This is a genomic window from Pseudoalteromonas sp. MMG022, assembly GCF_021654245.1.
In the GTDB taxonomy this organism is placed as follows: domain Bacteria; phylum Pseudomonadota; class Gammaproteobacteria; order Enterobacterales; family Alteromonadaceae; genus Pseudoalteromonas; species Pseudoalteromonas amylolytica.
Genome location: NZ_JAKFZQ010000027.1, coordinates 1 through 15,154, shown reverse-complemented (window position 1 = coordinate 15,154; position 15,154 = coordinate 1). Strand labels below are relative to the sequence as shown.

3 protein-coding genes are annotated in these 15,154 nt (G+C 44.8%); all 3 read left to right on the top strand.

The window, feature by feature from the left end; all coding sequences use genetic code 11:
• Nucleotides 1-55: 55 nt before the first annotated feature.
• Nucleotides 56-1,654, top strand: coding sequence for an MBL fold metallo-hydrolase (locus tag L1070_RS18335; protein WP_070987163.1), 1,599 nt, complete (start codon nt 56-58; stop codon nt 1,652-1,654).
• Nucleotides 1,655-1,692: 38 nt separating this feature from the next.
• Nucleotides 1,693-14,799, top strand: coding sequence for a non-ribosomal peptide synthetase (locus tag L1070_RS18330; RefSeq protein WP_237126646.1), 13,107 nt, complete (start codon nt 1,693-1,695; stop codon nt 14,797-14,799).
• On the top strand, nt 14,796-15,154 hold a 359-nt coding region (locus L1070_RS18325), incomplete at its 3' end, for a hypothetical protein (RefSeq protein WP_237126645.1). The genes L1070_RS18330 and L1070_RS18325, both read left to right, overlap by 4 nt.

Genomic DNA, 15,154 nt, shown 5'->3' with positions numbered 1-15,154 from the left:
CACCCCTTTTCTCGAAACCGTTTTTTTAGAGTTTTCTTAATTGAGCATAATAACAATGAATAACGAATTACTATATTTAAAACCTGACGTTTACTTTGAACCTTTATTAAACCATTGGTATGCCTGGCCATATCTTATGCCTCCGGTTACTTGTGCGCGACATGTGGTCAACACCCATCGTCGAATTATGCAATCTTTCGTTAAAAACTATAAGTTGCATATCATCGCTTCCAAAGAGTCGGTACTCACCGGTGGAGAGTTTCTTAATTGTACAGAAGAGCAGGTCGATGACATCAAGGCTCTGATTGCTGAGCTTGATGAGCGATGTGGTGACTTAATAGAGCTGTCTGATGCCGTTAAGTATTTAGATGATCTACTTTATGCTCACACTAGCGGAGAAAGCATAGAGCATCTTTATGATAAGGTGCCTGACCCGTTAAAAGGGTGTGTGGAACTCTTTTTGGATATGGAGCACCGTCCATCTTATCGCATCATTGAACCACTAATGTACAGAAGCCAATATTACAAGCCTTCGTTGCAAAGTTTGTCTTTCGGCTTACTGTCTAAAGTGGGAGAGCGACCATTTGTTTTAAGTACACCACGTCTTCCTGATGCGAACCATTTACAGGTTAATGCTGACTTTAACTCACCCATTGTCGATGCCATTTTTCAGGCAAGAGAAAAGCCTTTATCTGTAGAGCAAGTTGATGCGTTGTTTGCAGGCCTAGAGCAAACCGGTGGAGTTGCATACCGCGAGTTGTTTACGACGGAAAAGCCTGCGATTAAACATGTGCCAGTTGAAGAAGGCGTTAGACTGAATTATACCGGACACGCGGGTTTTATGGTTGAAACCAAAGACGTGTGTATTTTAGTCGACCCTATTATCGCCTCACGAGAGCATAATAACGATGGCACAATGATAGGCTACAGCGAACTGCCCCAAACCATCGATTATATTCTGTTGACTCATACCCATATGGACCACGCGAATATAGAGACACTGTTGCAGTTGAGATACAAAACAAAGCAGGTGATTGTACCGAAAAATAATGGTGGCACCATTGCTGACCCATCATTGCGATTAATGCTCAAGCAATTGAACTTTGACGTGATTGAAGTTGATGATTTAGAGGAAATCGCGATTCCTCATGGCCGTATTGTGAGCTTACCTTTCCTAGGGGAGCACGGTGATCTGAATATTCGTTCTAAGGCTGCTTGGTACATTGAGGCGCATGGTAAAAAGTGTTTCTTTGGTGCTGATTCGTCTAACCCCGACGGAAACTTATATCAACAACTGGGTAAAATCTTCACTGATCTTGACGTTTTGGCGATTGGTATGGAGTGCGTTGGTGCACCTTATACATGGGCTTATGGCGCACTTCACACCAAGAAAGTGCCGAAAAATATTAAAAATTCTAGGCGCTTAGATGGATCTGACTGTAACCAAGCGGTGCCGATGGTAGAGGCCTTTAATGCCAAGCAGGTCTGTGTTTACGCCATTGGACTAGAAACTTGTTTTAAATATTTCAATGGTCTTGAGCATGAAGAAGATTCAAGACAGGTGCAAGAGTCAACCAAATTCCTCGAAGCTTGTAAAAAAATGGATGTACCAGCAGAGATGCTGTTTTGTAAAAAGACCATCCACCTTAAATAAATAAGAAAAATAAACAACCTACAGGGTAAGGAACACTCATGGAAACAATTCATGATTATTTGGCAGCACATGCCATAGCAAACGATCAGGGGACTGCTTTTACTTTTATTGAAGATAATGGTGAGCAATCTCAAATCAGCTTTAGTCAGCTACATCAGCAAGCTCAATCTATTGCACAGACTTTAATGACTCAAGTTGACGTAGGTGCGCGAGTGGTTTTATTGTATCCACCAGGCCTTGAATACATCCAAGCTTTCTTAGGTTGTTTATACGCAGGGGTTGTTGCCGTACCTTTGTACCCACCACAAAGCAAAAAGCACGCGGGCCGCGTGCTGACGGTAATTGATGACTGTAAGGCAAGTCTGATACTCACCAATAGCCTGCTAAAAGGTCAGTTAGAAATGGAACTGGCCCCACTATCTGTTAAAGGGTTTGACGAGCTTATCGGGTCAACTGATGTAGAAACCTTCAACTTGCCAGCCCCTGAGCAAGTTGCTTTCTTGCAGTACACTTCAGGCTCAACGGGCACACCAAAAGGGGTGGTGGTCACCCACGCAAACATCGTTGCAAACTTAAAAACACTGCAACAGGCAACACACTGTGCGAAAGAGGATGTATTTTGTAACTGGTTACCGCTGTTCCACGACCTAGGGTTAGTCAATACATTGCTGTTACCTATCTTTCTCGGTGCGCATTCTGTATTAATGTCACCGGTGCGCTTTATCAAAAGTCCATTAGCTTGGTTTAAGGCTATTACAGAGTTTAAGGCCTCTATTTGTGGTGCGCCAAACTTTGCGTTTGATCACTGTATAGAGCGTATTAAGCCACATCACTTGGCGGGTATAGACCTATCTACTTGGCGTATCGCGTTTAATGCAGCTGAGCCTGTTGATGCACAAACCTTGATGCGCTTTAGCGACCGTTTTGCCAGAGTTGGCTTTAAAGAGTCTGCGTTGTTCCCTGCTTATGGCATGGCTGAAGCAACGGTATTTATATGTGGCGGTGCGCACAAAGTGGCATATACCGCGCTGCCATTTAACAGCGAGGCATTACAAAAAGGGCAAGCAATACTGCCAAGCGATGATGATGAAAAGCAGCAGATCCTCATTGCACACGGTCAGGTTCAACAGCATCACCACCTTAAAATTGTTGATCCCCAAACTTGTAAAGAACTGCCAGAAGGTCATGTGGGTGAAATATGGTTTGCAGGGCCAAGCCTAGCGCAAGGTTACTGGAATGACCCTCAGAAAACCGCGGCCAGTTTTGGTGCGACATTGGAGTCAGATGATCAACGTTATTTAAGAACGGGTGATTTAGGCTTTATGTATAACGGTGAGCTGTATATCTCTGGTCGAATCAAAGATGTGATGATCATCAAAGGTCGCAACTATTACCCTCAGGATTTTGAGAAACTGGCATACAGTGCTTATCCTGGACTGAGCCAAAATGGTGCCGCTGCATTTGAAGTAAATGGCAGCGCGGTGTTAATGCTGGAGATCAGTCGCAGCGAAATGGCTAAGTTTGATTATGCAAGTGCATGTGAAACGATAAAAGCGGCCATTTTTGAACACTTTGAAGTTGTACTTGAAGACATTTTGTTCCTAAAGGCGGGTAGGATCAATCGTACGTCTAGTGGCAAAATTCAGCGTTCTTTATCTAAAAAGCGTTACCTCGCAAATGACATTGAATACTTATACAGCGCAGTACACCCAGATACAGAAGGGCAACAGGCACAGGTCAGTGAAAAAGCTGTAACAGTCAGTGAAACGGAAGCTGCTTTGTGCACCTTGTGGCAGAAAACATTTGGCTTAGATAGTATATCAGTTGAAGATAACTTCTTGAATTTAGGTGGTCATTCACTTTTAGCTGCCACACTCGTTGCTGAGATCCAACAGACATGGCGTGTCGATGTTTCGATTAGAGATCTTTTCTCTGCTAATACTATTCGAAAACTTGCTCAAGTGATTGAAAATGCGTCAGCGTGTGAATTGACTACCATTCAGTCGAGCAATCAAACTACGTCACTGTTACCGTCCTATGCACAGGAGCGAATGTGGCTGGTTAATCAAATAGAGTCAAACAATGCCCACTATAACTTGTCCTTCTCTATAGAATTATTTGGTCAGTTGAACAAGGCGTACTTACAGCAAGCACTTAATACCATTATCGAACGACATCAGACACTTAGAACGAACTTTTATGAGCAGTCAGGTCAGGTATTACAGCGAGTGCGCAGCTCATTTGAACTGGAAATTACCGAGTATGATTTATGTGCTCTTGATTCAGATGAACAAGCGGCGCGTATTGCAACGTTAAGTGAGCAAGAAAGCACGAAAGCGTTTGATCTTGAGCAAGATCTCATGCTCAAAGTGAGTTTACTGAAACTGAGCCCACAATCTCATATCATGTTACTTAGTGTGCATCACATCGCGGCAGATGGCTGGTCTTTAGGATTGTTGGTTAAAGAGCTAAACGCGCTATACGCAGCCCAAATACATGGTACTGCCAATCCACTAGAGAGTCTTGACATTCAGTATACAGACTATGCACTGTGGCAACGTAAGACGCTTGATGAATCGGCTTTACAAAAGCATTTGCAGTATTGGAAAGTACATTTAGCGAACCTACCTGTCGTTCACAGCCTGCCTTTAGATAAGCCACGTCCGTCGATACAAAGTTTTCAAGGTGCTTCGGTTAATAAAACGCTTAATAAAGCACTGTTAGAACGCTTACAGGCACTTGCAACAGAGCATCAAGCGACCACATTTATGCTTATGAATGCGGCGTTTTCTAGCTTCTTAAGTCGCTATTCTGGCGAAACAGATATTGTATTTGGATCACCCATCGCTAATCGGGAGCAATCGCAAGTTGCATCACTGATCGGTTTATTCATCAATAACCTAGTGTACCGCTGCGACCTGTCAGAAGACCCAACGTTTGTAGATTTGCTGGCGCAAACGAAAGAGCGGACATTAGCCTCTTATGAGCATCAGCAAATGCCATTTGAAAAGCTGGTTGATGAGTTGCAACCAGAACGAAGCCTTGGACACAGTCCGTTGTTCCAAGTGATGTTGATTCTGCAAAGTCATCAAATGGAGGCGTTGTGTTTACCAGGGTTGGATATACAAAACCCACAGGCAAGAGATAACTTTGCACAGTATGACCTGACGCTGACACTCAATGAAAGCGATGCAGGACTAGAAATGCAATGGCAATATGCGGTCGATCTATTCGAACATGCCAGCATTGAGCGGATGGTTGAAAGTTTTGTGCTGATGCTAGAGGGTATCGTTTCATCTCCTATGACTAGAGTGAGTGAGTTACCGTTACTTGACACATCTGGACACGAACGTTTGGTAACACAATACAATGATACTAAGCGAGATTACGCAAAAAATACCTGTATTCATGAACTGTTCGAGCAGCAGGTTTCTGAAACGCCAGATGCTATTGCGGCCATATTTAATGGTGATGCACTGACGTACCAACAGGTCAATCAGCGAGCCAATCAGTTAGCGCACTACTTTGCGCAAAATGGTATCCATTCGGGGTCAATAATAGGGGTATGTGTAGAGCGTTCATTGGACATGTTGATATCGACATTGGCTATCATGAAAGCGGGATGCGCATATTTACCGCTCGACCCCAGCTACCCACATGCTCGTTTGAGTTATATGTTGGAAGACTCAGAGGTCAAATGGGTCATTACACATCAGCACCTTAGTGAGCGACTATCAGTTGAAAATCTCCTTTGTTTAGACGATGAAGCGACTGCTAAAGAAATAGCTCGTCAAGCGCAAAGCAATTTAGATAAAGCGCAATTAGAACTAGATAGCAACACGTTGGCTTACCTGATTTACACTTCCGGTTCTACAGGCAAACCAAAAGGCGTGATGCTGGAACACGGAAATGTTGTTAACTTCCTGCGCGCAATGCAAGAAGCGCCGGGAATGACACATGATGATACCTTACTCGCAGTAACGTCCTTGTCTTTTGATATCCACGTGTTAGAGCTGTACTTGCCACTGAGTGTTGGTGGACGTCTCGTTTTGGCTTCGTCGGATAACGCCATATCGGCGGATGAATTAGCACAACTCATGGCTGAGCATCAAGTTACGATGATGCAAGCAACACCTGCAACGTGGAAAATGCTCGTCGGTAATGGATGGCAGCCAAAACATCAGCTAAAAGTGCTTTGCGGTGGTGAGGCCTTAAGTGAGTCATTGAAAAACTCATTATTATCGTTTGATAACATTGAACTTTGGAATATGTATGGTCCGACAGAAACGGCTGTTTGGTCCGCTACATGTAAGATTGAGGATGCAATTTCTTTAGGTAAACCAATCGCGAACACTCAATTTTACGTGTTGGATACACATTCTAACCCTGTACCAGTAGGCGTAGCTGGGGAACTCTACATTGGCGGTCATGGCGTTGCTCGAGGGTATTTTAATCAACCTCAATTGAGCGCAGAGCGCTTTATTGACAACCCTTATGGACCCGGTCACCTGTATAAAACGGGTGACTTAGTGCGCTGGTTAGCTGATGGTACATTACAGTATTTACGCCGTGTGGATCATCAGGTTAAGGTTCGTGGGTATCGTATTGAGTTGGGTGAAATTGAGTCTGCGCTTTTGCAGCACCCACAGGTTCAAGATGCGGTTGCTCATGTTTTTGCTGAGCGTGATGATACATCGCTGGTTGCATATGTCACATTAACGTCAAATCATCTGCAAGAGGATATACAAGACGCGTTGCTTGAGCATTTGGAGGCACTGTTGCCCTCATATATGTTGCCAAACGCGATTGTATGTTTGAGGCAAATCCCTTTAACACCAAATGGCAAAGTAAACCGCCATGCATTACCAAAGCCTGAGCGCGGTAACGAGGCTCAATATGTAGCTCCAGAAACAGAGACTGAAAAACAGCTGTGTGAGTTATGGCAGCAGTTGCTTGGTATTGAACCGAAACAAGGTAAGTGGCTGAGTGTTAACAGCAACTTTTTCAACCTAGGCGGTCACTCGTTACTCGCAGCACGCCTAGTTGCGCTAATACGCACACAATGGCATGTAGAAGTGCCAATCAGAACCTTGTTCACTGAGCAAACCGTGCGTAAGTTGGCGCATGTTATAGACTTGGCATCGGTTAGTCACAGTACCAAGATCCAGCCTGCTGTGAGCAACGAGCCAACGCCTTTGTCTTTTGCACAGCAGAGATTGTGGTTGATTGAACAAATCGAGTCGGGCACAACACAGTACAATATGTGTCAAGCATTTAAGCTATCAGGTCCACTAGATGTGGCGGCTATGCAGAATGCTTTCAATATCATTGTTGAACGCCATCAGGTGTTGCGAACTACTTTACATACAACCGACAGTGGCACGGCTATCCAAGTTGTTTCAGATACATGGTCACTAGAGCTGCCAACTTACGATTTGAGTGACTTGAGCGAGCCAGAACAAGAGCAGACGGTACGTGACAATATCGCACTAGAGTCAAGTACATTATTTAATTTAAGCCGTGACTTGATGGTGCGTGTGAAACTGTTAAAGCTTGCGCCACAATCACATGTATTACTTGTGACAATGCACCACATTGCCGTGGATGGTTGGTCAGTCGGGATTATCTTTGACGAATTCAATCGTCTATATAAAGACCCTGAATCGAAACTTGCAAACATTGACATTCAGTATGGTGATTATGCGCATTGGCAACAGCAGACCCTTCAAGGAGAGAGACTTGAAAGTCATCTAGCGTTTTGGAAAGAACGATTAGCAGGACTGCCAGAAGTGCACAACCTTGCACTAGATCGAGCAAGGCCACCAGTGCAAGATTACAAAGGTGCGCACTTAATTCAAACGCTAAGCCCAGACATTCAAACTGGCTTGAACGAGCTGGCTAAAGCTTCCAATACTACTCTATTTATGGTGTTGCATGCGGCGCTGGCAATTTTATTGGCGAGACACTCTGACAAAGATGACAGCTCAACAGGAGCAGACAACATTGTGATTGGTGCACCAGTGGCAAACCGCGAACAAAGTGAGTTAGCGCCTTTGGTTGGGTTTTTCACCAACAGTGTCGTGTTACAACTTAACCTCAGTGGTAACCCTAGCTTCACTGATCTATTGCAAAGCTCTAAAGCAGATTTGTTAGATGTGTATGAGCACACCGAACTTCCGTTTGAAAAGCTGGTGGATGAGTTACAACAAGCGCGTAACCTTGGGTACTCTCCTTTATTTCAGGTGAAACTAGCGCTACAAAATAACACTCAAGGTTGGTTTGATTTACCATCAATTACAGCGCAAAAGATTGAGCAACCTCATAGTGTGGCATTACATGACTTGAGCTTAGATATCTATGAGCAAGCTGGTGGATTAATGCTTGATTGGGAGTATGCAACTGCTTTGTTCAATGCTTCAACTATTGAACGTATGTCATCACACTTTGAAATCTTGCTCAAAGGGATTATTGCTGCACCACAATCACGGGTGAGTGAATTACCATTTTTATCAACAGATGAAGTGGAGCAGTTACTCGATTGGTCAACTTGGTCCTCAGAAAACCATGAAGAGACATCGATATCTGATGGTCAATCTGTACTTGATCTGTTCGAAGCACAAGTAAAGGAGCATCCGAATAATATTGCCGCAACGTTTGGGCTCTCAGCACACATGCGAGAAGCAATTAGCTATCAGCAGTTGAATGCTAAAGCAAACCAAATTGCACATTATCTTGTCTGTGAAGGGGTTACGCCGGATACCCTGGTGGGCCTATGTGTTGAACGTTCTTTAGAGATGGTCATTGGTATTTGGGGTATTTTAAAAGCAGGTGCGGCGTATGTGCCAATTGACCCTGACTACCCAGAGAAGCATATTGAACATATTTTAGAAGACTCCGATATCGAGATTATGCTCACCAGTGCGGAACTGTTATCTGAACTACCGTTTGGTGACTTGCAGATACTGCCTCTAGACGATGAAATGTGGGACAGTTTTTTAGGTGACTACGATGAAGAAAACCTAGATAGAAGTAAATTGGGACTGACCCAGAGCAACTTAGCCTATGTTATTTACACGTCGGGTTCCACGGGTCAGCCAAAAGGTGTGACCATTGAACATGGCGCATTGGCGAATTCAACGGTTGGCAGATTTAAAGCCTACCAAGAATCACCTCAGAGTTTTGCTTTGTTCTCATCGTATGCATTTGATAGCTCGATAGTTGGGATTTTCTGGACGCACATATCCGGTGGCAAACTGTGTATTGTTGACATTAAGCAAGGCTTGGATTTACAGGCGTTCGAAACGCTCATGGCTGATGAGCAAGTGAGCCACTTCTTGACGCTACCGAGTGTTTACCAAACCATGTTGTTAGCTGATATACACCCGAACTCGTCACTGCAAACGGTTATTGTTGCAGGTGAACCTTGTGATTTGAATCTTGTGAAGCAGCACCAGTGTAGCAGCGGGTGGAAAAACTGCCGATTAGTCAACGAATATGGACCCACGGAAGCGTGTGTTTGGAGTAGTTACTTTGACTGTACTGAGCACACAGAGGGGGCGGTACCCATCGGAATGACTGCGCCACACACAGAGTTGTTTGTATTGGATGCCAAGCAGCAGCTTTGTCCTGTTGGAGTGACAGGAGAGCTGTATGTTGGTGGTGATAATCTAGCGCGAGGCTACTTAAATGCCACCGCTATGACGGATGAAAAGTTTATCGCCAGTCCATTTAGAGACGGACAGCGTCTGTACAAAACAGGTGACTTGGTTCGCTGTGCACCTGATCAGCAGGGCAAGCCTGGCAACCTAGAATTTGTAGGACGGGTTGATCATCAAATTAAGATTCGTGGTTTCAGAATTGAATTAGGTGAGATAGAAAGTGCAATCTTGACCAGTGAGCTGGTGTCTGAAGCTGTGGTACTGGCAAAATCACTTGACCCTGCGCAAGACACCAAGCAGTTAGTGGCATATGTGGTTGCTAGCAAGACACAGCAAGAAGCTGCTGCTGAAGACGACTTCAATGAGCTAAATTTACGCGAGGAATTAGTAGCTTACCTCGAAAACTCTTTACTCAGTCATAAAGTGCCCTCGGCGTTCGTATTTTTAGACGCTTTACCGCATACCCCTAATGGCAAGGTGGATCGCAAAGCACTGGAGGCGAAAGATGTACCTGTGCAATTGACTCAACAATATGTGGCACCAAGTAGTGAGATTGAGCGGCAACTTTGTGAAATTTGGCAAAAGCTACTTAAGCTGAAAAAAGTAGGGGTCACTGAAAACTTCTTCGCCATTGGTGGTGACTCAATCTTGGCCATCCAAGCCGTTACACAAGCGGCTAAGCAAGGCCTAGTATTGACTACTCGTCAAATTTTTGAGTGTCAAGCAATAGAAAAGCTTGCGCCTTTGGTCAATGGCACAGCACAGATAGAAGCGCCGCAAGAGGCTATTTGTGGTGAGCAGGTATTCATTCCAATTCAGCGTGAATTCTTAACCGGTGATAGCGTTGACCAGCATCATTATAACCAGTCTGTGCTATTAACCGTTCCTGCGGATTTCACTATTGAGGCACTACGAGACATCATGTTTGCGGTGTATCAGCGCCACGATATATTGCGTTTATCGGTGGTTGAGCAAGCAGGAAAATATATGCCACTGACAGAGCAGTGTGTTGAGCGTGCTATCAAATGTGTAGATTTAGGGCACTTAGCAGGCCAAAGCTGGGAAGATGAATTGACAAAGGCCAGCCGTGAAGCCAAAGCAGGTCTATCGCTGGTTACCGCAGATGTTTTCCGAGCCGTATTGTTTACAGGGAATAGTACGCAGCGCCGGTTATTATTAACGGCTCATCACATGGTTATAGATGGCGTCTCATGGCGTATTTTATTTGAAGATATGGCGAGTGCTTTTGAGCAATGGCAGCAAAATGATGCCATCGTTTTAGGCGCAAAAACGTCTTCTTTCCAGCAATGGGGTCAATTCCTTTATGACTATGCCAACAGTGATGATATCAGTGCTGAAAAAGCTTTTTGGGAAGCACAAGCTGCCACGCCAGTAGATGACTTGCCAGTTGACCAAGGTGCCGTTGAAGACAACAGTTTGTCAAACAGTGACACGGTAGAATTTGAGTTGAGTGACTCACACACCCAAGCGTTGCTTAATCAATGCACCGCGGCATATCGCACGCAAATAAATGATTTGCTGTTATCGGCCTTATATCTTGCACTGCATAAATGGACTGGGAATCACGCATTTCGTGTCGATTTAGAAAGCCATGGGCGAGAGTCGCTTAACGAAGCGTTAGATCTGACCCAGACAATGGGGTGGTTTACCTGTGTTTATCCTGTGTTGTTACACACCCAGCCAGATGCCTCAATTGAGCAGGTTATCAAAGCTGTCAAGGAGCAATTGAGAGCCGTTCCACATGGTGGTATTGGCTTTGGTGTAATGCAGCAGATGTTAGCAAGCAACGAACACAGAGAGCGATTTGCACGTACTGTGGGTGGTGCATCGGCTGTGCTATTCAACTACTTAGGACAGTTTGATCAGGTCATCAACAATGATGGGGTATTTCAAGCTGCCAATGAGTTTACCGGTGAGGACGTGAGTATGCGTCGCCAGCGCGGACACCAATTAGAACTCAATGGCTTGGTTTCAGGTGGAAAGCTTCAGTTTTCTCTTCGTTTCAATGCATTGCAATACCAGCAAGCGACCATCAAAGCCTTAGTACATAAAATTGAAACTGCGCTCATTGAGATAATTGAGCACTGTCAAAGCCAAGCAGTAGGGGGCGTTACGCCATCAGACTTTGCGCTAAGTCGCGTTGATCAAGCTCAGTTGGATGAGTGGTATCAGAATTATCCAAATATGGAAAAACTGTATGTTACAACGGGTATGCAGCAAGGGTTACTTTTCCACAGTAGCTTAGATGCTTCAGCCTACTTAACGCAGCTGTCGATCGATATTGATGGGGCGCTAAATGCCGCAGCAATGCAACATGCTTGGCGCGAAATCATAAGACGCCATGATGTTTTCAGAACCGCTTTTACGGATGATCTAACCCATCAGGTGGTGTTATCGGATGTAAACGTGCCATTTACTCACTTAGATTGGTCAGCACTGAGTGATTCTGAACAGCAACAGCAATTATCTCAGTTTTTACAAGATGATAGAGCACAGGGATTTGATTTGCGCGCTGTGCCATTGACGCGTGTGACCTTGGTCACGCTACAAGCGCGTCGTCATTATCTTATTTGGTCAAACCATCATGCGTTGTCAGATGGCTGGTCATTGCCTTTAGTGCTCAAAGAGCTATTAAGTATATACACCCAAATTCATGACCTAGATGCGCAGCAGCTTAGCACTCAGTCGGTTGTTTCATCTTTACCTGATGCACCTCAATATGAGCGTTACATTGGCTGGCTGGCACAACAGGATAAGCAACAAGCACAGGATTTTTGGCGAGAGAAGTTAGCACAAGTAGCGTCATCAACCCATCTCTATTTGGAACAGGCGAAAGAGCATAGTACACACGGTGCCGCTAAGGAAAAGTTGGCCTTATCTGCACAGGTGAGTGCTCAGCTACAGTCACTTGCCCAGCAACATAAGGTGACGCTAAATACTCTGATCCAAGCTGCGTGGGCATATGTGGTGCACAGATATAGTGGTGAGCAGCGAGTAATGTTTGGTGAGACTGTATCAGGTCGCCCACCAGAGCTTGCTGGGGTCAATGATATCATTGGTTTGTTTATTAACAGTCTACCTGTAGTTGTCGATATTCAGCCAGAGCAAGACATTGGTAATTGGTTACGTAGTTTGAACCAAGCAAGCGTTGAACGTGTCGAGCATGGTCATTTACCTCTGTCTGAAATACAGACATTAAGTCCGCATATCAGTAGTGGTCTAGCCGAACGTAAGTTGTTCGATACACTGGTGGTATTTGAGAACTATCCGGTCGATCAGGAAATACATCATATTGTTGAGGGGTCTGGGCTTACGGTAAATGAGTTACGTAACGAAGAGCAAACCAATTATGCTTTAACCTTAATGGTCCTGCCAGAGCACACAGGTTCAGAAGACAAATTGAGCTTTGAGTTGGGGTATCGTTCTGAGCAATATTCAACAGAGTCAGTTGGCGAACTATTGGCGCTCTTCGAGTTAACCCTAACCAGGTTCTTAGCGTCTGATTGCCACACCGTTGGGCAGTTGTCAGCACTGATTCCTTCTCAGTCTCGCCAGTTACTTGATTGGAACAATACGGTTTCAGAATATCCAAAAGAAAGCTGTATTCATGAGTTGTTTGAGGAGCATGCTGCAAACACGCCACAAGCAATAGCGGTAACCTTTGATGGTGACACTACTGCCACCTTAACTTATGGGGAGCTTAACGCGAAAGCCAACCAACTGGCGCACTATTTGATTGCGCAAGGGGTAAAACCTGACACTTTGGTTGGTATCAGTGTGGAACGCTCGCTTGAAATGGTTATTGGTTTGCTGGGGATCCTCAAAGCGGGTGGTGCATATGTACCGTTAGACCCAAGCCTACCAGAAGCACGTTTAAACTACATGGTACAAGACAGTGGCGCGGAGCTCGTCTTAACACAGCAAAAATTCGCAGGGTTGTTCCAGTGTGACCAACAACAGCTGGTTTGTTTAGAGCAAGCAGAGACTTTTGCTCAGTACAGTACAGAAAACATTGATAAAACGCGTCTAGGTCTGACCTCATCTCATTTAGCCTATGTGATCTACACATCCGGTAGTACGGGCCAGCCCAAAGGGGTGGAGTCGATTCACCGTGGCATGATGAATAGGCTCGATTGGATGCACTGTGAATACCGACTACAAACAGGCGATCGCGTACTACAGAAAACACCTTACAGCTTTGACGTATCGGTTTGGGAGTTCTTCTGGACGCTAGGATATGGTGCGCAACTCGTTGTTGCTAAACCTGATGGACATAAAGATCCTGAGTATTTGCGTGACTTAATCCAAACACAGCAGGTAACAGTCATGCACTTTGTACCTTCTATGTTGGCGAATATGCTCAATGAAGTTAGTTTTTCGCAGCTGCCGTCAGTACGTTACGTATTTTGTAGTGGTGAAGCATTGGCGAAAAAATTAGCCGATGAATTTAATGCGACTAAATCTGAACATACCCAATTGTTTAATCTATATGGTCCGACTGAGGCCTCCATTGATGTCACTTACTGGGAATGTGATGGCAGCGATAAGCTCAGCTTTGTGCCTATCGGTCGAGCAATTAATAACACCCAATTGTATGTACTGGATACACAGCTTCAACCTGTGCCTGTGGGCGTACCGGGCGTGTTGTATATCGGCGGAGACAACTTAGCTCGAGGCTATTTGAATCGCCCAGAATTAACGGCTGAGCGTTTTATCGCTAATCCATTCTTTGCGGCTAATAGCGTCAACAGCTCAGAACGTTTGTACCATACGGGTGATCTTGCACGTTATTTACCAGATGGAAACCTAGAGTTTATTGGACGCGAGGATGACCAAATAAAAGTACGAGGTCTGCGTATTGAGCTGGGTGAAATTGAGGCGCAACTTGCTAAGCAATCAGGGGTGGAGTCGGCCTATGTAATGGCGAGAGATTTCGCAGGTAGTACACAGTTGGTAGGTTATATCAAAGCGCCAAATGAGCTACCGCAAGCGGCGCAGTTGAGCTTGGTGACACAGGTGAAAGCAGGGCTAGCAAAACAGTTACCTGATTATATGATCCCTAGCGTGTTATTAGTGGTGTCGCAATGGCCACTGACCCCCAACGGGAAAGTGAATAAAAAGGCACTGCCCACACCAGAGAATATCGATAGACAAAGCGAGTATATAGCCCCAGAAACACAGACTGAGCAAGTCTTGGCGGAGATGTGGTCACAGCTGCTCGGTGTTGAACAGAGCAAGATTGGTACGACGACAAATTTCTTTGAATTAGGTGGACATTCACTCATGGTCGTTCGTCTGGTCGCCATGATTAAACAAAAGTTCACAGTTGGACTAGATATGGCGACTGCACTGCGCGCGCCAAATATTAAAGAAGTAGCACACCACATTGATAGTGAAATTTTAAAACTTGAATTTAAACAGGCTGGCAGTGAAGTCGAAGGAGATGAAGTGGAGTTCTTGATATGAATAATTTTTTAAAGCAATTACTAGAATTGGGCATCAAGTTAAGTCTTGATGCTACTGATAACATCAAAGTTGCTGGGAAAAAAGAAAACTTAACGCCGGAGCTGCTAGGTGAGCTTAAACAGAAAAAACAAGAGATCGTAGCATGGTTAAAGCAGGATGCCACCCAAGACTCAGCTCGAATTGAGAGAGTTGAAAATCGAGAGCAACTCTGTTTGACGTCGTTTTCACAGCAGCGCTTATGGCTAATCGACCAGCTACAAGCAGGCTCAGCACAATACAATATGCCGATGGCGTGGCAGGTACAAGGGGAGCTTGATTTAGGTCTGATAAAACAGGTGTTTGAAAGTATTCTGAT

What these genes read in the sequence shown, in the direction of transcription:
- L1070_RS18335 (WP_070987163.1), top strand. Translation starts at nt 56, where the DNA reads ATGAATAACGAATTACTATATTTAAAACCTGACGTTTACTTTGAACCT.
- L1070_RS18330 (WP_237126646.1), top strand. Translation starts at nt 1,693, where the DNA reads ATGGAAACAATTCATGATTATTTGGCAGCACATGCCATAGCAAACGAT.